Annotated in this window: 16 protein-coding genes; 6 read left to right on the forward strand and 10 right to left on the reverse strand. The window is 63.2% G+C overall.

Going from position 1 to position 21,633, the window contains the following annotated elements; translation table 11 throughout:
* Window positions 1–91: 91 nt before the first annotated feature.
* From ACOVRJ_RS22675 to ACOVRJ_RS22700, 6 genes are all read right to left on the reverse strand, one after another.
* Window positions 92–1,894, reverse strand: a complete 1,803-nt coding sequence (locus tag ACOVRJ_RS22675) for an ABC transporter substrate-binding protein (protein ID WP_422046088.1) — start codon at window positions 1,892–1,894, stop codon at window positions 92–94.
* Window positions 1,891–3,726, reverse strand: a complete 1,836-nt coding sequence (locus tag ACOVRJ_RS22680) for an ABC transporter substrate-binding protein (RefSeq protein ID WP_422046089.1) — start codon at window positions 3,724–3,726, stop codon at window positions 1,891–1,893. Before ACOVRJ_RS22680 ends, ACOVRJ_RS22675 begins: the two co-directional genes overlap by 4 nt.
* Window positions 3,727–3,731: 5 nt before the next feature.
* A complete protein-coding gene (locus ACOVRJ_RS22685; protein WP_422046090.1) occupies window positions 3,732–5,576 on the reverse strand; it encodes an ABC transporter substrate-binding protein in 1,845 nt (614 codons plus the stop codon).
* A 12-nt stretch (window positions 5,577–5,588) separates the two neighbouring features.
* Window positions 5,589–7,463 (reverse strand): ABC transporter substrate-binding protein, encoded by a 1,875-nt coding sequence (locus ACOVRJ_RS22690; RefSeq protein ID WP_422046091.1) that lies wholly within the window; start codon window positions 7,461–7,463, stop codon window positions 5,589–5,591.
* A gap of 40 nt (window positions 7,464–7,503) precedes the next feature.
* Window positions 7,504–9,348 carry an ABC transporter substrate-binding protein gene (locus ACOVRJ_RS22695; RefSeq protein ID WP_422046092.1) on the reverse strand — a complete coding sequence of 615 codons (1,845 nt, stop codon included), beginning with the start codon at window positions 9,346–9,348 and terminating at the stop codon, window positions 7,504–7,506.
* Between the two features lie 190 nt (window positions 9,349–9,538).
* Window positions 9,539–11,401, reverse strand: coding sequence for an ABC transporter substrate-binding protein (locus ACOVRJ_RS22700; protein ID WP_422046093.1), 1,863 nt, complete (start codon window positions 11,399–11,401; stop codon window positions 9,539–9,541).
* 429 nt (window positions 11,402–11,830) lie between these two features.
* Between ACOVRJ_RS22700 and ACOVRJ_RS22705 the strand changes: the two genes are divergently transcribed.
* From ACOVRJ_RS22705 to ACOVRJ_RS22730, 6 genes are all read left to right on the forward strand, one after another.
* On the forward strand, window positions 11,831–12,769 hold the full coding sequence (locus ACOVRJ_RS22705; protein WP_422046094.1) for an ABC transporter permease: 939 nt from the start codon (window positions 11,831–11,833) through the stop codon (window positions 12,767–12,769).
* 8 nt (window positions 12,770–12,777) lie between these two features.
* Window positions 12,778–13,821, forward strand: a complete 1,044-nt coding sequence (locus tag ACOVRJ_RS22710) for an ABC transporter permease (RefSeq protein ID WP_422046095.1) — start codon at window positions 12,778–12,780, stop codon at window positions 13,819–13,821.
* Between the two features lie 140 nt (window positions 13,822–13,961).
* Entirely contained in the window at window positions 13,962–15,653 is a 1,692-nt protein-coding gene (locus ACOVRJ_RS22715) for an ABC transporter ATP-binding protein (RefSeq protein WP_422046096.1), read from the forward strand.
* Between the two features lie 197 nt (window positions 15,654–15,850).
* Window positions 15,851–16,222, forward strand: coding sequence for a response regulator transcription factor (locus ACOVRJ_RS22720; protein WP_422046097.1), 372 nt, complete (start codon window positions 15,851–15,853; stop codon window positions 16,220–16,222).
* Window positions 16,219–16,869: a chemotaxis protein CheC gene (locus ACOVRJ_RS22725; RefSeq protein ID WP_422046098.1), complete on the forward strand. Its 651-nt coding sequence runs from the start codon at window positions 16,219–16,221 to the stop codon at window positions 16,867–16,869. Before ACOVRJ_RS22720 ends, ACOVRJ_RS22725 begins: the two co-directional genes overlap by 4 nt.
* A 3-nt stretch (window positions 16,870–16,872) precedes the next feature.
* A complete protein-coding gene (locus ACOVRJ_RS22730; RefSeq protein ID WP_422046099.1) occupies window positions 16,873–18,213 on the forward strand; it encodes a diguanylate cyclase domain-containing protein in 1,341 nt (446 codons plus the stop codon).
* Between the two features lie 301 nt (window positions 18,214–18,514).
* On the opposite strand, the gene ACOVRJ_RS22735 is transcribed toward ACOVRJ_RS22730, so the two are convergent.
* From ACOVRJ_RS22735 to ACOVRJ_RS22750, 4 genes are read right to left on the reverse strand one after another with little or no spacing between them, the layout of a single operon-like run.
* Window positions 18,515–18,907 carry a DUF6463 family protein gene (locus ACOVRJ_RS22735; protein WP_422046100.1) on the reverse strand — a complete coding sequence of 131 codons (393 nt, stop codon included), beginning with the start codon at window positions 18,905–18,907 and terminating at the stop codon, window positions 18,515–18,517.
* A 30-nt stretch (window positions 18,908–18,937) separates the two neighbouring features.
* Window positions 18,938–20,269: an ABC1 kinase family protein gene (locus tag ACOVRJ_RS22740; RefSeq protein WP_422046101.1), complete on the reverse strand. Its 1,332-nt coding sequence runs from the start codon at window positions 20,267–20,269 to the stop codon at window positions 18,938–18,940.
* A 7-nt stretch (window positions 20,270–20,276) separates the two neighbouring features.
* On the reverse strand, window positions 20,277–20,792 hold the full coding sequence (locus ACOVRJ_RS22745; RefSeq protein WP_422046102.1) for a DUF2867 domain-containing protein: 516 nt from the start codon (window positions 20,790–20,792) through the stop codon (window positions 20,277–20,279).
* On the reverse strand, window positions 20,789–21,529 hold the full coding sequence (locus tag ACOVRJ_RS22750) for a TetR family transcriptional regulator (RefSeq protein ID WP_422046103.1): 741 nt from the start codon (window positions 21,527–21,529) through the stop codon (window positions 20,789–20,791). Before ACOVRJ_RS22750 ends, ACOVRJ_RS22745 begins: the two co-directional genes overlap by 4 nt.
* Between the last annotated feature and the right edge of the window lie 104 nt (window positions 21,530–21,633).

A 21,633-nucleotide genomic window follows, 5' to 3' on the forward strand; every position in this document is an offset into this window, starting at 1 on the left:
GTTTTGCGCAGGTAAAGAAGGGAGGCCGTGACCCTAGGTCACGCCGGAATGACACGGAGCAAAACGCGCCACCGGACTGCTACCGCGCGAACTATCCGATGTCCACAAAGCGCCAACGATCCCGGTTGAAAGGGTGGCGCACAAAGCCACGCACCTCTTTTTGCAGCATGTCCACCCGCAGCGGGTAGTTGTGCGGGTGATAGGGCATATAGGCCAGCATCAGATGGTTGGCCTTGTGCATCAGGGCCAGGCGCTCGGGGCCGTCGGGCAGCACCCGCTGGCGTTCGTAGAGCCGGTCAAATTCGGCCAGCTTGAAGCGAGCGTCATTCAACTGACCTGCGTTCGGCCCATAGCCCATGCTCAGGACAAAGTCGCCATCGGGCGATCCCATGCTCCAGGTGTAGCCCCAGATCATCAACTGGCCAGCCAAGGCCTTTTTGATCAGCTCGCCGAAAGTGGCGGTCTCGAACTGCATGCGCAGGCCCACCGCGTCCATCTTCTTTTTCCACAGCTCGTGCAGCTGGCGGTCGCGGGCGGTTTCGCGGCCGGCGCGGCGCAGCGTCAGCGGGCTGCCGTCGGGGTTGAGGCGGTAGCCCTCGGCATCGCGCTTGTCGTAGCCGTACAGGTCCAGCAGCGCCTGGGCACGCGCCGGGTCGCTGGCGCCGGCTTCGCTGCGCAGTTCCGGTGAGTGGCCGTAGATCTGCGGGGGCAACATGCTTTGTGCCGACAAGGCCTGACCCTGCAGCACCAGCCGGGTTTCATCGGCGTTGTCATAGGCCAGCACCACGGCGCGACGCAGCGCGATTTTCTCGGGCGTGTAGCCGCCAATCTGGGGGTCTTCCAGATTGAAGTAGCTGAAGGAAATGTCGGTGCCATGCGAGGCCAACGCGCGCACTCCGCGTTTCTGCAGATTCGGGGCCAGCTGGCCATTCGGCAGGGCGAGGCGAGCCACTTCGACCGGCATCTCGACCAAGTCCAGCTCGCCGCCGGCAAAGGCCAGCCAACGCGGTTGGGACTCATTGATGATGCTGATGCGCACCTCGTCAAGCAGAGGCAAGCGCTTGCCGGCCAATTCCTTGGCGGCGCGGGCGGCGTCGGCATCACCGGCGGGCGGCCCCTCCGACTCGAACACTTGCTCGCGGAAATTAGGGTTGCGCTCCAGCACGATCTGCGAGCTGCGCCGCCAGCTCTTCAGCCTGAAAGGTCCGGTGCCGACCGGATGCGCCATGATGTCCTCACCATAAGCCTCAATCACCTCGCGCGCCACGGCGGCGGTGAAGTTGCTGCTGGCAAACACATTGACAAAGCGCGGGTCAGGCTCGGCCAGACGCACCTCGAAGCGGTAGCGGTCCAGCGCCCGAAGGCCGGCCACCGGCTTGTCGTAGTCAAACGCGGTCTTGTTCTTCAGCGCTTGATTGCGCAGCTCCGACAGGCCCAGCAGCTGGGCCGACTCGAACTGGTAAAGGTGCTCGGTCTTGATGCGCGGGTCGTAATAGCGCTTGATGCTGTAGACATAGTCCTCGGCCACCAGCTCGCGCTTCTTGCCCTTGAAGGCGGGGTCGTCCGCAAAGTAAATGCCGGGCTTGATGGTGAAGACAAAGTGTTTGAAGTCGGCCGAGACCTCGGGCAGCCGCGCCGCCGTCAGCGGTTTCAGCACCGCTGGCCGCGCCAGATAGTCAAAGGTCAGCGGCGACTCAAAGATGTTGGAGGCGACCTCTACCGAGGTCCGGTCCGAGACCTGCGGCAAATCAAAGCCGACCTCGGCCGAGTTGAAGGCGGTGCGCAAGACCTTGCGTCTAGATGACGCGTTAGCCCTCGCCAAACTCGGCACCGTCAAGCAAGTGCTACCGGCGAGCGCCGCACCCTGGCGAAGAAAGCGGCGTCTTGAACTCATCGGCTTGGCTTCAGACTGTTGTCGATATCAATGAAATGCCAGAAGTCATTGCTGAACAGCGGCCGGCGGTAGCCGATCACCCAGGCCTGGCTCATGTCATTGATGATGCGGTGCACATGGGTTTTCTCGGGCACAAAAGCGGCCTGGATGCGCTTGGCCTGCAGGAACAGCGCCTCGCGCTCGGGGCCATCTGGCATTACCTGCAATTGCTCGTAAATTTTGTCGAACTCGGCGGACTTGAAGCGGGCGTAATTGCGCGAGCCGATGGCGGGGCCGTAGAGGCGCAGCATCGAGTTCAGCCCGTCGGGCGAGGTGGCGCTTTCGGCCAGCATCCACAGCATCAGCTTGCCGGCACGTGCCTGTTTGAGCTGCTCCGGCCATTTGCCGTGGAAGAACTTGGTGCGGATATTGATCGCGCCGAAATTGCGCTGCCAAAGCTCGTCGTACTGGCGCGAGAGCGCGTCCGGCTGGGTGGCCACCTCGATCACCAGTGGTGAGCCGTCGGGCATATCGCGCCAGCCGTCGCCGTCTTTGTCCACATAGCCGTACAGGTCCAGCAAGGCCTTGGCGCGCGGGATGTCGAAGTCGCTGTTCGTGCTCTTGTAGGCCGCGTCATAGCCCGAGGTGTGCGGTGGAACCATCGACTGCGCCGGCACCGCTTGCCCGCGCCGCACGCCGTTGATCTCGCGCTCGATGTTCAAGGCCAGCGACAGGGCGCGGCGCAGCGCCACCCGCTCCTCGTTGTAGCCGCCCAGGGTCGGGTCTTCCAAATTGAAGAAGGTGAAAGCGCTCTCCGCGCCCATCACGCGAAACAACTGCAGGCCGCGTTGGGCCAGATTCGGCGCCAGCTTGCCCTTGGGCAGGGCGACGTTGACGAACTCGGGCGGCACGCGGTCGAGCAAATCATGTTCGCCGCCGACAAAGCTCAGCCAGCGCGGCTGCGACTCTTCGATGATGGCGATCTCGACCCGGTCGATCATCGGGATGCGCCGCCCCTTGAAGCGGGTCAGCAGGGCCTGGCCTTCGGCGTCGTCGGCGGCCGGCTCGGCCTCGTAATAACGCTCACGGTAAGCGGGGTTTTTCTCCAGCACGATGCGCGAGCTACGGCGCCAGTCCTTCAGCACAAAGGGGCCGGTGCCGACCGGATGTTCCATGCTGCGGTCTGCGTAGGCCTCCATTACCTCGCGGGCCACCGCGCCGAACAGATCGCTTTGCGCCAGGCCGTAGAGGAAGCGCGGCCGGCTTTCCTTCAGCTTGAACTGCAGGGTGTAACGGTCCAGCGCGCGCAGGCCTTCGATGGGCTGCTCGTAGTTGAAGGGTTTCTTGGTTTTGAGCGCTTGCTCACGCAACTCGTTCAAGCCGATCAGGCCAAAGTCGCCCACCGTGGTCCAGCTGGGGCTCTTGCTGGCGGGGTCGGCAAAGCGCTTGTAGCTGTAGACATAGTCCTCGGCCACCAGTTCGCGCCGCTTGCCCTTGAAGGCCGGGTCATCGGTGAAGTAGATGCCGGGCTGGATGCGAATGGTCCAGGTTTTGAAGTCGGCCGAGACCTCGGGCATGCCGGCGGCCGTCAGCGGCCTGACCTTGATTGGCCGGGCCAGATAGTCGTAGCTGTACAGCGCCTCAAAGATATGCGAGGTGATGATGCGCGAGTAGGTGTCGCTGAGTTGCACCGGGTCGAAGCCGGTTTCAGCGACCTGGAAAGCGTAGCGCAGCACCTTGGGGCTGGCGGGGGCTTCGGCCTTGGAGGCAAGGGCGGGCACAGCCAGGCACAGGCCGAGGCCCAGGGCGGTGACGCTGCGGGCCAGCAGACTGGAAAAACGGGACAACTTCATCAAACTCACTTCGGCTTCTTGCTCTCGTCAATGTCAACGTACTGCCACCAGTCTTGCCAGAACAGCGGACGGCGGTAGCCCGCCACCCAGGGGTGGGCCATATCGGTCAGGATGCGGTGCACATGCTGCTTGTAAGGCATATAGGTGGTGGCGATGCGCTTGGCTTGCAGGAACAGGGCTTCGCGTTCCGGCCCATCGGGCAGGGCCTGCAGGCGGTCGTAAATCGCGTCGTATTCCGGCAGCTTGAAGCGGGACAGGTTTTGCCCGCCGGTGGCCGGGCCGTACAAACGCTGCAGGGCGCTGACGCCATCGGGCTGCGAGGCCGAGGAGCCCACGCCCCAGATCATGAACTTGCCGCCGCGCGCGCTCTTCAGGTTCTCGGGCCATTTCGCGGTCTTGAACTGCGCCTTGATGCCAACGGCCTTGAGGTTCTTCTGCCACAACTCATCGAGCTGGCGCGAGGCGTTATCGGGCTGGGTATTGCGGATCACCACCAGCGGCTTGCCATCGGGCAGATCGCGCCAGCCGTCGCCGTCGGCATCGACATAGCCGTAGAGGTCGAGCAAGGCCATGGCGCGGGCCGGATCGTAGTCACCAGTTTCGGACTTGTAGTCGGCCGAGTAGCCGGTGGTGTGCGGCACCATGGGCGACTGCGCCTGCACCGCTTGGCCGCGCCGCGCCAGGCGGATCTCGCGTTGCACATCGATGGCCAGGCTGATGGCGCGGCGCAGTGCGATCTTGTCCGGCGTGTAGCCACCGACCACCGGGTCGTCCATATTGAAGGTGCTCAGGGTGTTGTCCGGGCCGATCACCCGAAAGCCCTGCACACCGCGCTTGGCCAGATTGGGCGCCACCTTGCCATTGGGCATGGCCTGGCTGATGAACTCGGCGGGCACGCGTTCCAGCAGGTCTTTTTCGGCATTCAAGAAGGACAACCAGCGTGGCTGCACCTCTTCGATGATGGCGACTTCGATGCGGTCCAGCATCGGGATGCGGCGGCCCTGGAAGCGGGCTTGGATGGCCTGGCCCTCGGCATCATCGGTCGTGGCCTCGGCATCGTAAACACGTTCGCGGTAGTCGGGGTTCTTCTCTAGCACGATGCGCGAACTGCGCCGCCATTCGGCCAAGCGGAAGGGGCCGGTGCCGACCGGGTGCTCGGCGATCTTGTCGCCGTAATGCTCGACTACCTCACGCGCCAACGCACCGTACAGGTCGCTGCCGACCATGATGGATTCGATCAGGCGAGGCCGGGCCTTGGTGGTCTTGAGCTGAAGCGTGTAGCGGTCCAAGGCGCGCAGGCCTTCAACCTCTTTGTCGTAATCGAAGGGCTTCTTGCTGTCCAGCGCCTGCTTGCGCAGGGCCGCCAGGCCCACCAGATCGGCCTCTTCGAAGCTGCTCCAGCCGGGGCTCTTCAGTGCCGGGTCGGCATAGCGCTTGAAGCTGTAGACGAAGTCATGTGCGGTCAACTCACGCTTCTTGCCCTTGAAGACCGCGTCATCGGCGAAGTAAATGCCGGGCTGGATTTTGATGGTGAAGGTGCGGAAGTCGTCCGAGGTCTCGGGCATGCCCGCCGCCACCAGGGGTTTGATCTGCACCGGCCGGGCCAGATGGTCATAGCGGTACAAGGCCTCAAAAATCCCGGCGGTGACGGTGCGCGAATAGATGTCGCTGAGCTGCGAGGGGTCGAAGCCGGTCTCGGCAATCGGGAAGGCGTAACGCAGCACCTTGGGTGCCGCAGTGGCGGTGGTGTTCGCGGCGTTTGATGTGGCGTTTGGCGCGGCCTGGGCGGGCGTACTCAACAAAAGCCAGCCGCTCAGCAGGCTGGCCAGGACGGGGGTGATTCTCTTCATGAATGCTCTTGATTACGGGTTCGCAGGGGGGCGGGTGTCGATGTCGACATACTCCCAAAAACTAAGCCAAAACTGGGGCCGCCGGTAGCCGATCAGGTGGGGCTGTGTCAGGTCGGTGATGATGCGGTGGCCGCGCGGCCGATACGGCGCGTAGGCGGCGCCCAGGCGCTTGAGTTCGGTGAACAGGGCCAGGCGCTCGGGGCCATCGGGCAGGGCATTGGCCTGATCGTAGAGATCGTCCAGGGCTTTCAGCTTGATGCGCGCATAGTTCTGGCCGCCGATGCGCTCGCTGTAGAAAAAGCCCAGCGCGTCTTGGCCATCGGGCGAGGCGGCCGAGCTGGCCAGTGACCAGATCTGGAACTTGCCGGCGCGCATCTGCTTCAGGTTCTCGGGCCATTTGCCGGTCTTGAACTGCACCTTGACGCCGATGGCGGCCATGCTTTTCTGCCAGATCTGGTCGATCTGGCGCTGGAACTGCTCGGGCGTGGTCAGGCTCTCCAGCACCAAGGGGCTGCCGTCGGGCTGCTCGCGCCAGCCGTCGCCGTCGCGGTCGAGATAGCCGTACAGATCGAGCAAGGCCTTGGCGCGGGCCGGGTCGTAGTCGCCGCTCTCGCTCTTGAACTGCGGGTCGTAGCCGGTGGTGTGCGGCAGCATGATGGACTGCGCGCTGATCGCCTGACCGCGCCGCACCAGCTGAATCTCGCGCTCCGAGTGGGTGGCCAGCGACATCGCACGGCGCAGGGCGATCCGCTCCGGGCTGTAGCCGCCCACCACCGGGTCTTCCATATTGAAGACGGTGAACAGCACGTCCGAGGTCACCACCCGGTAGCTTTGAATGCCGCGCTTGGCCAGGTTGGGCGCCAGCTTGCCGCCCGGCATGGCTTGGTTGATGAAGTCCTCGGGCGTGCGCTCCAGCAGGTCGAACTGGCCGTCCAGGAAGGACAACCAGCGTGGCTGGTTTTCTTCGATGATGGCGATCTCGACGCGGTCCACCATCGGGATGCGGCGGCCCTTGAAGCGGGTCAAATAGGCCTGACCCTCGGCGTCATCGGCATTCGGTTCGGCGTCGTAAACCCGCTCGCGGTAGCCCGGGTTGCGCTCCAGCACGATCAGGGAACTGCGCCGCCAACTGGCCAGCTGGAAGGGGCCGGTGCCAACCGGGTGGTCGGTGCTTTGTTCCGGGTGGAGCTCGATCACCTCGCGGGCCACGGCGCCCAGCAGGCTGCCGTCGGCCAAGACCTGGGCAAAGCGTGGGCGTGGTTTGCCCAGCTTGATTTGCAGGGTGTAGCGGTCCAGCGCGCGCAGGCCTTCAATCGGCTTGTCGTAGTTGAAGGGTTTTTTGCTCTTCTGGATTTCGGCGCGGTATTCGTTCAGGCCCAGCAGATGGTTTTCTTCCAGCCCGTCCCAGGTGGGGGAGTTGGTCTGCGGGTCGGCAAATCGCTTGAAGCTGTAGACATAGTCCTCGGCCGTCAGCTCACGCTTTTTGCCCTTGAAGACCGGGTGCTCGGCGAAGTAGATGCCGGGCTGGATGCGGATGGTCCAGGTCTTGTAGTCGGCGCTGACCTCGGGCAGGCTTGCTGCCGTCAGTGGTTTGAGTTTGGCGGGTCGGGCCAGGTGGTCGTAGGTGTAGAGGCCTTCGAAAATGTGCTGGGTGATGATGCGCGAGTACAGGTCTTGCACCTTGGCCGGGTCGAAGCCGGTCTCGGCCACGCGGAAGGCGTAGCGCAGCACCTTGGGGGCGGCTTGCGCGCCGTTTGCGCTGCTCGGTGCTGGCGTTGTCGAGGCCGCCGCCCAGGCCGCAGGCCCCAACAAGCTCAAGGCCGCGCCGCTGACAAGGGCGCGCCAAAGACTCTTGCGGCGGGCGACTGAGAATGAGCGGAAGGTCATGAGAGAGGGGTCCTGGAATCGGCGGCTCAAACGGGTGGACTCAAGGCTTGCGGGACTGGTTCAGCGACTCGGTGTCGATGTCGAGATAGCTCCAGAAGTCGCGCACAAACACATTGCGGTCATAGCCGATCACCCAGGGTTGGGCCAGGTCGGTGTAGACGCGGTGCACATGAAACTTGATGGGCATATAGGCGACCAGCAGCTTTTGCGCCTCGGTCATCAAGGCCAAACGTTCCGGGCCGTTGGGCAGCTTCTTCTGGGCATCGTACAAGGCGTTGAAGGCCGGCAGGTCGAAGCGTGACTTGTTGGATTGCCCCTTGCTCGGCCCATAGCCCAGGGACAAAAAGGTGTCGCCGTCGGGCGAGGCGGCGCTCCAGCCCACGCCCCACATCTGCAGCCTGCCGGCGGTGGAGGCCTTCAGGTTCTCGGGCCATTTGGCGAGGCGGAACTTGATGCGCACCTGGATGGCGTCCATCGCTTTTTGCCAGAGCTCGGCCAGTGCGCGCTTTTCACCGTCTTGCTCGGTGCTGTATTCAATCGTCAGCGGGCTGCCATCGGGCTGATCGCGCCAACCATCGCCGTCGCGGTCCACATAGCCATACAGGTCGAGCAGCGCTTTGGCACGCCCCAGGTCATGCTCGCTCATGGTGGTTTTCAGGCTCGGGTCGTAGCCGAACACCCCGGGGCTGATCGGCCCTTGTGAGGCCATGGCCTGGCCGCGCCGCGGCAGTCGGATCTCTTTGTCCAAATCAATCGCCAAGGCGATGGCGCGGCGCAGTGCGATCTTGTCCGGCGTGTAGCCGCCGACCACCGGGTCTTCCATATTGAAATAGGAGATCGCCACATCGGCCCGCGCATAACGCACCATCTGCAGACCCCGCTTGCTCAGGTTGGGGGCCAGCTTGTTGTTCGGGATGGCGATCGGCGCGTACTCGTTCGGCACCTCGTCGACCAAGTCGGCCTCATTGCGCAAAAAGGACAGCCAGCGCGGCTGGTTCTCACCAATGATGGCGATCTCGACCCGGTCGATCATCGGCAGCTTGCGGCCTTGCAGCTTTGCGGCCTGCGCGACCAGCCTGGGGCTGTCGGCCGGCGGCTGCTCGTCGTAGCGCACCTCGCGGTAATTGGGGTTGGGCGTCAGCACCATGCGCGAGCTGCGCCGCCATTCGGTCAAGGCCCAGGCGCCGGTGCCGACCGGGTGATCCATGATCTTGTCGCCGTAGCGTTCCACCACCTCCTGCGCCACCGCGCCCAAGAAGGAGGGGTCGGCAAACTGGTTGATGAAGCGCGGGTCGCCGGTTTCGGTGCGGACCTCGAAGGTGTAGCGGTCGATCAGCGTCAGGCCGGGCACGGCGCGCTGGTAGTCAAACGGGGTTTTGCCTTGCAGCGCCTCGCGGCGCAAGGCGTCCATGCCTGGGATGCGTGCGTTTTCCAGCAAATAGAGATTCGGACTCTTCCAGCGCGGGTCAAAGTGGCGCTTGATCGAGTAGAGGTAGTCGGCAGCGGTCAGCTCGCGCTTCTTGCCCTCAAAAGCCGGGTCATCATTGAAATAGATGCCGGGCTTGATGCGAAAGGTCAGCGTCTTGAAGTCCGGCGAGATGTCCGGGAGGCTTTCGGCGGTACTCGGGCGCAGGCGCACCGGCCGGGCCAGGTATTCAAACTGCAGCGGTGCGTCAAAGATGGCGCCGGCGATATTGCGCGAGTACAGATCGGAAATCTGCGCCGGGTCGAAACCGGTTTCGGCGATGCGAAAGGCGTAGCGCAGCACCTTGGGTGCTTCGGCGCTAGCCGCTGGCGCCTCCTGGGCATGCAGCGAGCCGGCGCTGGTCAGCGCCAGCGCGGCAGTTATCAGCAGCAGGGCGGCCGGGTTCTGGAGTCGCAGCACGGTCACTTGCATCCTGGTGTGTGGACAGACAGACAAACAAACGCGCCGGCAGGCTTTTGGCCTCGGCGCGATGAAGCTTCTCGCTGCGCCGCTCGACAAAAGCGACACAGGCCGAAGTCTAGTGCCTGTCTGCCACCTCGGCCATGCAGTCGAACCCCAGGGTCACGGGGTGCGCCGCAGCGGCCGCGTTTTATTGGCCTTGGCGCTTCAAGACCTCGGTGTCGATGTCCACATACTTCCAGAAGTCGCGCACAAAGACATTGCGGTTGTAGCCAATCACCCAGGGGTGGGCCATATCGGTGAAGACGCGGTGCACCTCGGTCTTGTAAGGCATGTAGGCGATCAACAGCTTGGTCGCTTCGGTCATCACCGCCTGGCGCTCGGGGCCATCCGGCAGCGACTTCTGCTTGGCATAGAGCTCGTTGAAGGCCGGCAGGTCGAAGCGCGCCTTGTTCGCCTTGCCCTTGGCGCCGCCGTCGCCCAGGGCCAGGAAGGTGTCGCCATCGGGCGCCGTGGCCACCCAGGAGACGCCCCACATTTGCAGCTTGCCGGCGTTGGCGGACTTCAGGTTCTCGGGCCATTTGGCGGTCTTGAACTTGATGCGGATCTTCAGCGCATTCATGCTCTGCTGCCATTGCTCATTGAGCTGCCGGTTGGCGCTGTCGGGCTGGGTGGCGTATTCCAGCTTCAGCGGCGAGCCGTCGGGTTGATCGCGCCAGCCGTCGCCGTCTTTGTCCACATAGCCATACAGGTCGAGCAGGCTCTTGGCCTTGGCGAGGTTGAACTCACCCATCTCGGACTTGAAGTTGGCATCGAAACCGAAGGTGCCGGGGGCGATCGGGCCTTGCGAGGGCACCGCTTGGCCGCGGCGGGCCAGGCGGATCTGCTTGTCGATGTCGGTGCCCAGCGAGATGGCGCGGCGCAGCGCGATCTTCTCCGGCGTGTAGCCGCCGATCACCGGGTCTTCCATATTGAAATAGGTGAAGACCAAATCAGCGCGCGGGTAGCGGGTCATCTGGATGCCGCGCTTGGCCAGATTGGGGGCCAGCTTGTTGCCGGGCATGGCGATGCCGGCGAAGTCGGCCGGCACCTCTTCGATCACGTCTTTTTCACCGTTGACGAAGGACAGCCAGCGCGGCTGCGACTCCTCGATGATGGCGATGATGACCTTGTCCAACATCGGCATGCGGCGGCCTTGCAGCGCGGCCACTTGGGCGGCCAAGGCCGGGTTGTCGCTGGGCGCGGTTTCGGCGTAGCGCACTTCGCGGAAGTTGGGGTTTTTCTCCAGCACGATTTGCGAGCTGCGGCGCCACTCGGCCAGGCGCCAAGCATTGGTGCCGACCGGGTGCTCCATCACCTTGGTGCCGTATTTGTCCACCACCTCGCGGGCCACCGCGCCCAGGAAGCCGGCGTCGGCAAACTGATTGATGAAGCGCGGGTCGCCCACGCCCAGCTTGACCTGGAATTTGTAGCGGCTCAGCACCTGCAGACCCTCGACCGGGCGGTCGTAGTCAAAGGGCTTCTTCGCCGTCATCAACTCCTTGCGCAGCTCCGAGAGGCCGAGGATCTTGACGTTCTCCAGCAGGTACAGGTTCGGGCTCTTCCAGACCGGGTCGTAATGGCGCTTGATCGAGTAGACGTAATCGGCCGCGACCAGCTCACGCTTCTTGCCACCGAAGACTTCGTGGTTGTCGAAGTAAATGCCGGGCTTGAGTTCGAAGGTCAGGGTCTTGAAGTCGGCCGACACCTCGGGCATGGCCACCAAGGTGTTGGGGCGCAGCTTGGCCGGGCGGGTGTGATACTCAAATTCCAGCGGGGCGTCGAAGATGCCGGCGGCCACCGCCTTGGAGTAACCGTCGGAAATTTGCGCCGGGTCAAAGCCGGTTTCTGCGACGCGGAAGGCGTAGCGCAGCACCTTGGGCGAGGCGTTCGTGGCTTGGGCGGCTTGAGTGCTTTGGGCGAGCGCCGAGCCGGCGCTGGTCGCGAGCAGGCTGCAAATCAAAGGCAGCAGCGCCAAGGAAGTTACCGAGCCGTGCTTTATGAAATTTTTCATTCGAGGTTCATCTCTTTTTCATCTAATCAGCCCTGCTGAGGCTGGCTCGAGTCACAGCAACACCGCTGAGAACCGGGTCTTGGGCCCGCACAAAGGCCCGAAAATGCCGATGGGAGCGGGTTTTCACCCTGGGTAAGGGCGAACGCAGAGCCGCGCAGTCTAGTGCTTCGTGCTTGATCCGGCTTATGCACAAGATGCATCAGGTCAGGTGAGATTGCTTGCCCAAGCCTGAAAACAAGGGTTCCGCGGTCTGCTTTATCCGACTCAATCCCGCAGGCGCGGGGGCCTTGAGGGCAAATGCCGGTTAGCGAGTGGCGGCAGTTCGACTAGACTCGCGCCAGTTTTCTTTGCGCAAACCCCGTTCGCCACGAGCCTGCGGGGTTTAACTTTTGTCGAACTGCGACCTGCAACCCTGGAGACACGACAGCGATGTTGGCCTACCTGCTCAGGCGCCTGTGGCAAATGATTCCGACTCTGCTCGGTGTCGTGCTGCTGGTGTTCTTTCTTTTCAAGTACTTTGGCGGCGACCCGGCCGAAATCCTCGGCGGCCTGAACGCCAGCCCTGAGCAGATCGATGCGATCCGTGAACAGCTCGGCCTGAACAAGCCGGTGCTGGAGCAGCTGTGGATCTTCATCAAGCAGATCATCACCTTTGACTGGGGCAAGAGCTGGGCCACCAATGAGTCGGTCGCCAGCCTGTTCAGCAGCCGCTTGCCGGCCACGCTGACGGTGATGCTGCCGATTCTGATTCTGGAAGTGCTGATCGCGATTCCTTTCGCCCTGGCCGTGGCCTCGGTGCGCGGCAGCCTGACCGACCGCGCCGTGATGATCATCAGCACGGTGGCGGTGTCGATTTCGCTGCTGGTCTATGTGATCGTGGGCCAGTATGTGTTCGCCTTCCGTCTGGGCTGGTTCCCGGTGCAGGGCTGGACCGACAGCGTCTGGACCAACCTGACCACCTATGCACCGCTGCCGGTGATGGTGGCCGTGGCGGTGGCGATTGCGCCCTACACGCGTCTGTACCGCACCTTCTTCCTCGATGAAATCGGCCACGACTATGTGCGCACCGCGCGTGCCAAGGGCATGACCGAAGGCACGATTTTGCTCAAGCATGTCTTGCGCAACGCCATGATCCCCATCATGACGAACATCTCCGTGGCCCTGCCCGGCGTGTTCGTCGGCAGCTTCTTGCTGGAAGTGTTCTTCTCCATCCCCGGCCTGGGCCGTGAGATCTTGCTGGCGGTGAACCGCAGCGATTACCCCGTCATTCAGGCCTTTGCGATCTACATCGCCTTCCTGACCATGGTGGTGAACTTGATCACCGACCTGCTCTACAAGCTGGTCGATCCACGGGTGGTGCTGAAATGAGTGCGGTCATGTCGAACAACACAGCCGCACCGAAGGCGGCTCAGAAATCCGAAGGCGTTTGGGCCGCGTCTTGGCGCCGCCTGCGCAGCGACAAGGTGGGCATGGTCTCCATGGTCATCGTCGGCTTCTTCCTGCTGATGGTGATTGCCTCCAGCACCGGTCTGATCGCCAAGAACTGGCAAAAAGAAGTCGGCGTGCCGAATGCGCCGCCGACCTTGCTCGGCCCGGCGCCTGCCGAAGCCACCGGCGCCATCGTCACGCCCAAGGGCCCGAATGTGGACCTGAGCGATATCGACCCCTTGGCACCGAAGTACCAGGAATGGGAAGAGCGCGCCAAGCAGTACAAGACCGAAACCCTGGTCAAGGCCGAAACGCTGCCTTTGGGCGGTGACCGCCTGGGCCGCGATGTGCTGGACAAGGCCATCAAGGGCGCGGAAGTCTCCATCCTGGTGGGCGTGTTGGCGGCTGTCGTGGCCACCATCATCGGCACCGTGCTGGGCGCTCTGTCGGGCTTCTTTGGTGGCCGCATCGGCGACTTCCTGGAGTGGCTCTACAACGTCTTCACCGCCATCCCCAGCATCTTGCTGATCTTCGCCTTCGCGGTGATCTTCGGCCGCGGCGTGATGTCGGTGGTGATGATTCTGGGCCTGGCCGGCTGGCCCGGCATCTACCGCCTGATTCGTGCGGAGTTCATGAAGCACTCGGTGCGCGAATACGTGCGTTCGGCCGAGGCGATTGGCGCTTCCAAGTACTCGCGCATGTTCAAGCACATCCTGCCGAACGTCTCGCATGTGGCCCTGGTGCAGCTGAGCCTGCATGTGGTGAGCTTCATCAAGAGCGAAGTGATCTTGTCTTATCTGGGCTTGGGCGTGGGCGTGGACCAAGTGTCCTGGGGCACGATGCTGAGCGAATCGCAAAGCGAGCTGATCCTGGGCTACTGGTGGCAGCTCGCCGCCGTGACGGGCTTGATGGCCATCTTCGTGACCGCGTTCGCGCTGTTCACCGATGCCTTGCGCGATGCGCTGGATCCCAAACTGCGCGGCCTGGAGTGATGACCCACCCCCTACGCGCTGCGCGCGCCCCCTCAAGGGGGCAAGCCCGACAGACCGGCAAAGCCGGATCTGCGGGCTTCGCTTGGTTTCAGTGCTTCAGCGCCACGCGGGCGCTGTAAAGCGAGACGGAGAGATTGAGTATGTTGTTATCCATTCAAGACCTGAAGGTCGCCTTCCGCATGGGCAAGGTGGACGGCCAGATGCAACGCGCATTGGCCGTCAAGGGCATCAGCTTTGACATCCCTGAAAACTCGACCGTGGCCCTGGTGGGCGAGTCGGGTTCGGGCAAGTCGGTGACGGCCATGTCCATCCTGAACCTGCTGCCCGACAACGCCGAGCGCGAGGGCAAGATCCTGTTCCAAGGGCAGGACCTGCGCCAATGCTCGCTGCGCGAGTTGCAAGCCATCCGTGGCCGCGACATCGCTTGCGTGTTCCAGGATCCGATGACCTCGCTGAACCCGGTGTTCACCGTGGCCGACCAGATCATGGAGCCGCTGATCAAGCACATGGGCATGAGCAAGAAGCAGGCGCTGGTGCGTGCCGAAGAGCTGCTCAATGAGGTCGGCATCCCCGAGCCCAAGCGCCGCCTGAAGGCCTATCCGCACGAGATGTCGGGTGGCCAGCAGCAGCGGGTGATGATTGCCGTGGCCTTGGCTTGTTCGCCCAAGCTGCTGATCGCCGACGAGCCGACCACGGCCTTGGATGTGACCATCCAGCGCCAGGTGATGGAGCTGATGGCCAAGCTGAAGGAAACGCACAAGATGAGCTTGCTGTTCATCTCGCACGACCTCGGCGTGGTGGGCGAAATCTCCGACCAGGTGGTGGTGATGCGCCACGGCCAGATCCGCGAGAAGGCCCCGGTGGCCCAGATCTTCAGCAATCCGCAAGACAGCTACACCAAGGCCTTGCTGGCCTGCCGCCCCTCCTTGACCGAGAACCCGGCCCGCCTGATGGTGATCGACGACCACATCGCCGGCCGCAGCATCAGCGAAGGCGTGGGCAAGGCCAAGGACCCGAATGCACCGGTGATCCTGGAAGCGCGCGGCCTGAAGAAGAGCTTCTTCTTCAAGGCCGGCCTGTTCGGCAAGAAGGAATTCAAGGCCGTCAAGGAAGTCAGCTTCAAGCTGCGCAAGGGTTACACCTTGGGCGTGGTGGGCGAGTCCGGCTCCGGCAAGACCACCATGGGCCTGACCCTGCTGCGCCTGCACGAGCCCACCGGCGGCGAGGTGCTGTTCGAGGGCAAGGACCTGCTCAAGATGAGCGGCAATGACTGGCAAAAGATGCGCCGCCGCATCCAGGTGGTGTTCCAGAACCCTTATGCCTCGCTGAACCCCCGCTTCACCATTGGCCAGACCCTGGTTGAGCCGATGGAGATCCACCAGATCGGTGCCAACCACGAAGAGCGTCTGGCCCGCGCCAGCGCCCTGCTCAAGAAGGTGGGCCTGGACGACACGGTCTTGAACAAGTACCCGCATGAGTTCTCCGGCGGCCAGCGTCAGCGTATTGCGATTGCACGTTGCTTGACCTTGAACCCCGAGGTGCTGGTGCTGGACGAAGCGGTGTCGGCGCTGGACGTGTCGGTGCAGGCCCAGGTGCTGAACCTGCTGAAGGACCTGCAGGACGAATTCGGCCTGAGCTATGTCTTCATCAGCCATGACCTGGCAGTGGTGAAGTTCATCTCCGACGAAGTGCTGGTGATGCAAAACGGCGATGTGGTCGAGCAAAACGAGACCCAGGCCTTGCTCGATGCACCGAAGCAGGAATACACCCGCAAGCTCTTGGGCGCGGTGCCGCGCGGTTACCAAGGCGGGTTGCAAGCCGCCGCTGCCTGATCGCGACGCCCGCGGGAGCGGGCCTTGACTGGCGCGCTTGGCGAACCGAAAACAGTGGCAAAGGCCCCTGTTTTCGTCTTCAAATCCAAGCATCGCGCGGCCCGATCTTTGCTGTATAAATGGTGCAGGCTTCGCGCTCGGGGCAAGTGATTGCTTCCCTGGCGCGTCTTCGCGATCGTCAGCACAGGATCAGGCCCATGAGGAATCCCCCCCACATCTTGGTCGTCGATGACAGCAAGGTGTCTCGCACGGTGGTCTGCGGCCTGATTCGCAACCGCATTCCTGAAGCCGTGTTTCTCGAAGCCGGTGATGGTCGCAGCGCCTTGGCGCTAGCGCTGGCCGAGCGGCCGGATCTGGTACTGCTGGACATCAATATCCCCGATATGTCGGGGCTGGAAGTGGCCGAGCAATTGCGTGCGCAAGCACCGGAGTTGCGCTTGGCCCTGCTGACCGCCAATGCCCAGGATGCAACGCGGGCCAAAGCCGAGGTGCTGGGTGTGCCGCTGTTTCGCAAGCCGGCCAAGGCCGAGGTGATCGAGCAGGTTTTGAGCCTGCTGGTCGAGCCATGAGTACTTTGCTGGGCGAGCTGGAACGCGACGCCCTCGGCGAGGCGTTCAATATTGCGCTCGGTGGAGCCGCCGCCAGCTTTGCGGATCTGGTGAACGAGGAAGTGGGAATCACCGTGCCCGAGGTTGAGTTGCTGCGCCGACAAGACCTGGCGGCACGGCTGTCGAATGTCTCGCTCCCTGGTCTCAGTGAAAGGCTTTGCTCGATCACGCAGTCTTTTCACAATGTCGACGAGAGTTTGAGCACCGAAACCCTGCTCTTGTTTGCCGAGCAGGGCGGGCTGGAAATCGTCCGCCGCATGCTGGGCGAAGTGGACATGCCGTTGGAACAAATCACCGAGCTGGAGCAGGATGCGCTGGGCGAAATCGGCAACATCATCATCAACAGCTGCATGTGCACGCTGTCGGAGATTTTTGAGTCGGAACTTATCGGCAGCTTGCCGGAAGTAACGCAGAGCAGTGCCGCCGAGTTGTTTCAGGGCAGCGAGACCGGCGATATGGTGCTGATGGCGCGCATCGGTCTGTCCATGAGTTCGCAGAACGTCACTGGCTATGTGCTGTTCCTGATGGACATGCCCTCGCTGGAGCATGTGATCGCCAAGGTACGCCAGTACTTCGGGCTCGACGCCGCGCTGGGAGGGCAGGACTGAGTCATGCGAACCCTGCTCGACAGCTTGGACTGCGGCCTGCTCTGGCTGAATGCGCAAGGTCTGATCCAGCATTGCAATGCCTGGATTCTGGAGCGCAGCACCTTGAGCCACGCGCCGCTGGGCCTGAGCTTGTCGCAGGCCTTCGGTGAAGAGCAGCTGGATCCGCATTTGCTGCGGGCGGTGGCCGAAGCCTTGCGCAGCGGCCGGCCGGCAAGGCTCTCACACGCCTTTCATCCCACGCCCCTGCCCTTGTTGCCCCGGCGCGGGGATCGCGGCCAGCGGCTGCAGCAGGCGGTTGATGTGCTCGCCTGCAGCTATGAAGGCCAGCCCGGTTGCATGGTGCAGGTTCGCGATCTCACCGAGACCCTGCGTCGTGAGCAGCTGTTGAAGCAGCAGGCGCGCCAGCTGGCCTTGGACTTGGGTCAGCTGCAACTGGCGCAGGACGAGCTGACCCGCAATGCCACGCGCTTGCGTGAGTTGACGCGGCTGGCGCCTGTCGCGCTGTTCGAAACCGATTTGCAGGGCCATCTCCTGTACTGCAATGACCGTTTTCTCAGCCTCTGGGGCATGCCCGCTGCGCCGGCCTTGGGGCGGCATTGGACGGCCTTGTTGCCACAGTCGGCCGCCCAGGCTTTGGCCCCCGCCTTTGGGCAACTGGGCCAGGGGCAGAGCAAGGTTCAGTTGGATGCTTGCGTCAGCGATGCGCTCGGGCCGGAGCGTTGGCTCCAGTTGGAAGCCAGTGAGCTGCGCAATGCCGACGGCCATCCCTTTGGTTGCTTGGCCAGCTTGGTGGACGTCACCGACCTCTATCGCCGGGCCCAGCATTTGGAACATCGCGCCCACCATGACGCTTTGACTGGTTTGCCCAACCGAGAGCGCTTGATGCAGCGCCTGGAGCAGGCCTTGTCGGCGGCCCGCAATCTCGGGCACCGGGTCAGCTTGGTCTTCATCGATCTGGACGGCTTCAAGTTCATCAATGACACCCATGGCCATGCCGCCGGCGATGCGCTCTTGCAAGCTGTGGCTCAGCGCATGCGCCGCAGCCTGCGTGCCGAGGATGTGGTGGCGCGTTTGGCGGGTGATGAGTTTGCTTTGATTCTTTCCGATGCCTTGACGGCCGAGCAGGTGCTGACGGTGATGGGCAAGGTGGTCCAGGCCATCGAAGAGCCGGTGCACTTTGGCGGACAGGTCTTGCGGGTGGGCGGCTCATGGGGTGTGGCGCACTTTCCAGAAGATGCTCACGATCCTGCCGGTTTGTTGGTGGCCGCCGACCAAAAGATGTATCGACACAAAAATTCCCGCAAGGCCGATGGGAACGTGCCGACCGGCTTTGGGGAGTTGTGAGCCGGCGGTATTGGACTTCAATGGGGGGCAGATCCATGGGATATGTGAATCTGCTCAAGCGCCCTTGCTGCTGCGCCGAGCCAGCTTGGTGGTGGCGGACCTTCGAGAGGACTTGATTTCAAGGGGAACTCGTGGCGTGCGTGGGCTTGAAGCCACGGCCCTCTGCGAATGGGCGCGTGATCATCTGATCACCTGGCGTCCAACATGCAGTGATGAGCACCGATTTGATGCGCGGTCTAGAGCGGCTAAGAGAAAGTCGGCCTCCGCGTCGCGCGAGCCGCTGACCACGCCGATGCGGCAATCAGCTGGCGGCGTCCACTTTGCGAATCAAGGCGATGGCGGCGGGCAGAGCCAACCAAAAGCCGGAGGCGGGCATCAAGACCAGGCCCAGGACGCAGAGCGCCAAGAGACCCCAGCCCAAGCGGCGCAAGGTGCGGGCCTCGTGGCTTCGCTCCAAAGGCGTGATGGCCAGGGCCAACAAGGCCAGTGGTGGGCCAAACAGCAAGAACCAAACCGTGGCCGCCGTCATCGGGTCTTGCCCCACGGTGTCGAACACACCGCGCTGCACGATGCCCAGCAGCGGCTTTTGAAAGACCAGCAGCGCGAACAAGGTGTGAATCGCGGCCACGCTCATCAGCCAGTGGCCGATCCAGGCGCGGGGGAGAGCATTGGGGGCGGAGGTTTGCGTAGGCATTCGATGCGTGCTTTCTTGTGAGTGGGGGGTTTAGCCGTGAATCCAGCGGTTGCGGGTGCGCACCCGCGCGCCGAGTGCGCGCAGCGTTTGCAAAAGGCCCAGATAACTGCGGTCGAAATAGGGCAGCTCAGGCGCCATGCTTTGCAGATGGCCGACGGCAGTGCGTTGATGGGCGGCTTCGGTGCGTGGCGGCGGCGGGTGTTGGCCGAAGTCAAAGAGTTCCTGAGTGAAGGGCCGCACCTGCCAAGCCAATAAATCCTGCAGCGCCGGCAGCAGCTCTCCCGCAAAGGTGTCGGCGCTCATCGTCGGGCTCAGCAGGCCCAGATCGATATAAGACTGCTGCAAGGCGCCGGCATCCAGGGGCTGGCGCAGCAGCGCGCACCAAGCGGCGCTGATATGCCGGCAGAACGCCGGCCGCAAGCTGCGGGTGCAGCCAAAGTCCAGCAGGCCGAGTTGCCCGTCCTGCATGAAGAGGCTGTTGCCGGGATGCGGGTCGGCTTGCAAGCGCTGCAGCTCAAAGACGCTGTACAAAAACAGGTCGAAGAGCAGCTGGCCATAGTGGTCGCGCTCGGCCTGGCTGGGCTGGGTGGCCAGCCATTCATTCAGATGCAGGCCGTCCAGGCGCTGCATGGTCAGCATGCGCTTGCTGCACAGCGCATCCACCGGCTGCGGCAGGCGCAGCAGGGGCTGGTCTTTCAGACGATCGGCAAACCAGCGCAGCTGTTCGGCCTCGTGCAGATAGTCGAGTTCTTCATTCAGCTTGGTGGCGATCTCTTGCATCAGCGCATCCAGCACCTCGGGCTGGGGCAAGGCCGAGCTGCTGCCGAATCGACTCAACAGGCCGCGCAGCAGGGCCAGATCGCTGTGGATGGAGGCCGCCATGCCGGGGTATTGCAGCTTCACGGCCACAGCTTCGCCGCTGTGCAGCGTGGCCGCATGCACCTGGCCCAGGCTGGCGGCGGCAAAGGCCTGGGGCTCGAAGCTGGCGAACAAGTCTTCCGGGCCGGCGCCCAGCTCTTGGCGCATCAGCTTGATCACCAGGGCGCGGTTCAGCGGCGTCACTTGGTAATGCGCCCGCGCCAGTTCATCGCGCAAGGCTTGCGGCAGCAGGCCCAGCTCCATGCTGAGCAGCTGCGAGGCCTTCAGCGCCGTGCCCTTGAGCTGATTGAGCGCGGCAAACAGGATGCGGCCCAGCTGCGCTTGGTGCTCGGTTTGAGCCGCAGCTTCGTCGATCGGGGTCAGGTCTTGCCCAAGACGACTGAGCTTGTGCCCCAGATGCGCCACGCCGGCCCGCGCCACGGCGGCGCCAGCGATGGCGCTGCGCGCCAGCCGGCCGGTGCGAGGGGGCTTGCTGCTGCTCATGCGGCGCTCAGAGTTTGGCGCTCGCTTGCGCCAGCATCAGCGGCACGATCAGCTTGTGCACCGGGCCGACCACGCTCATATAGACGCGGCCAAGAATTTGGTGTTCATGCACCACGGTGCTGAGCCAGATGCGCCCTTCGGCCTTGTAGAGCGAGACCTGCACGCGCAAATGCTTGTCGTCGTCATAAAGAATCACTTCATCGGCATGCAGGTCCGACAGACTGAAGATGCCGACGCGGTCGCCAAGCCGGTAGTCTTGCAAGGCCTTGCCAGGGCGCCGCGTTTTCAGCTGGCCCAAATGCTTCAGCCCGACCCAGCGCACCACTTGGTTGCGCAAACTCATCAAGGCGTTCATCCAGGCCGGCGTCTGCGCCGTCAAGGCCAGATAGCTTTGCAAGGCGCTGGCTTCGGGCTGGGGGTCGGCGAAGCTGTAGCTGTCGGCAAAGTCGGCGCCGGCCGTGCGCTGGGCGATGCGGCTGGCGGCGGGCAGCGCACAAGCGCTGATGGTGGGCCGGGCGCTCATGGCCGGGCTCCCTGGCTCAGGCCGCGCTTGGCCAGGCTCAAGAGTTCGATCAAGCCGCCGCCCTGGTTTTGCAGCAGGCGAGACAGTTGGCTGCGCAGCATGAAGCCGCCCAGATCGAGCAGCTTGTTGACGATGCCGCTCTGCAGGGCCAGCACCAGCACGCCCAGGCTCAGGTCGACGAGTTGGGTGGTGTTGCCAAATTGTTCGGAGTCGTCTTTCAGCCAGTAGGCGGCAATGCCGTAGACATAGTCCGCCAGCAGGCCGCCCAGGCTCGCTTTGAAGGCGCAGGGGGCGATTTCGCCGGCGGCCTCGGCCTGCGTCAGCATCTCGACAAAAGCTTGGCGCAGCAACTCTTTGCCGGGCATGTTCTGGCCGATCAGCAGCATCGGCGCGCCCTGCACCATCTGGTGGGCGATGGCCACAAACTCCCGGTCGGCCAGCAGCAACTCCAGCAGGCTGTCCACCAGCAATTGCAAGCGCTCTTGCAAAGCGAAGTCTTGCTGGCCCTTGGTCTTTTGCATCAAGACCAGGGCGTCGGCCGCTGCTTGCTCGAAGTAGGCCAGCACCAGCTTCTCTTTGCTGGGGAAGTATTTGTAGATCGTGGCATCGCCCAGCTCAGCCGCGCGGGCGATCTGCTTCATCGTTGTGCCTTCGAAGCCCTGGGTCGTCATCAGGTCGACGGCGCAGCGCAGGATCTGGCGTCGGGTCTTCTCTTGCTGGCTTTTGCTGGTGCGCATAATGAATACCTACTACTCTTTAGCTAGAACAATATCATCATTTAAGAAGTGTGGATACTGTATTTTTGTGGCGCGCTCCATTCAGCCTGTCATTGGGTTGAATA

The sequence above is a fragment of the Roseateles sp. genome (assembly GCF_049240545.1).
Taxonomy (GTDB): domain Bacteria; phylum Pseudomonadota; class Gammaproteobacteria; order Burkholderiales; family Burkholderiaceae_C; genus Paucibacter_A.

Excerpts from the sequence above, each read along its gene's own strand:
- ACOVRJ_RS22675 (WP_422046088.1), bottom strand. The coding sequence starts at position 1,894 with ATGAGTTCAAGACGCCGCTTTCTTCGCCAGGGTGCGGCGCTCGCCGGT.
- ACOVRJ_RS22680 (WP_422046089.1), bottom strand. The coding sequence starts at position 3,726 with ATGAAGTTGTCCCGTTTTTCCAGTCTGCTGGCCCGCAGCGTCACCGCC.
- ACOVRJ_RS22685 (WP_422046090.1), bottom strand. The coding sequence starts at position 5,576 with ATGAAGAGAATCACCCCCGTCCTGGCCAGCCTGCTGAGCGGCTGGCTT.
- ACOVRJ_RS22690 (WP_422046091.1), bottom strand. The coding sequence starts at position 7,463 with ATGACCTTCCGCTCATTCTCAGTCGCCCGCCGCAAGAGTCTTTGGCGC.
- ACOVRJ_RS22700 (WP_422046093.1), bottom strand. The coding sequence starts at position 11,401 with ATGAAAAATTTCATAAAGCACGGCTCGGTAACTTCCTTGGCGCTGCTG.
- ACOVRJ_RS22705 (WP_422046094.1), top strand. The coding sequence starts at position 11,831 with ATGTTGGCCTACCTGCTCAGGCGCCTGTGGCAAATGATTCCGACTCTG.
- ACOVRJ_RS22710 (WP_422046095.1), top strand. The coding sequence starts at position 12,778 with ATGTCGAACAACACAGCCGCACCGAAGGCGGCTCAGAAATCCGAAGGC.
- ACOVRJ_RS22715 (WP_422046096.1), top strand. The coding sequence starts at position 13,962 with ATGTTGTTATCCATTCAAGACCTGAAGGTCGCCTTCCGCATGGGCAAG.
- ACOVRJ_RS22720 (WP_422046097.1), top strand. The coding sequence starts at position 15,851 with ATGAGGAATCCCCCCCACATCTTGGTCGTCGATGACAGCAAGGTGTCT.
- ACOVRJ_RS22725 (WP_422046098.1), top strand. The coding sequence starts at position 16,219 with ATGAGTACTTTGCTGGGCGAGCTGGAACGCGACGCCCTCGGCGAGGCG.
- ACOVRJ_RS22730 (WP_422046099.1), top strand. The coding sequence starts at position 16,873 with ATGCGAACCCTGCTCGACAGCTTGGACTGCGGCCTGCTCTGGCTGAAT.
- ACOVRJ_RS22735 (WP_422046100.1), bottom strand. The coding sequence starts at position 18,907 with ATGCCTACGCAAACCTCCGCCCCCAATGCTCTCCCCCGCGCCTGGATC.
- ACOVRJ_RS22740 (WP_422046101.1), bottom strand. The coding sequence starts at position 20,269 with ATGAGCAGCAGCAAGCCCCCTCGCACCGGCCGGCTGGCGCGCAGCGCC.
- ACOVRJ_RS22745 (WP_422046102.1), bottom strand. The coding sequence starts at position 20,792 with ATGAGCGCCCGGCCCACCATCAGCGCTTGTGCGCTGCCCGCCGCCAGC.
- ACOVRJ_RS22750 (WP_422046103.1), bottom strand. The coding sequence starts at position 21,529 with ATGCGCACCAGCAAAAGCCAGCAAGAGAAGACCCGACGCCAGATCCTG.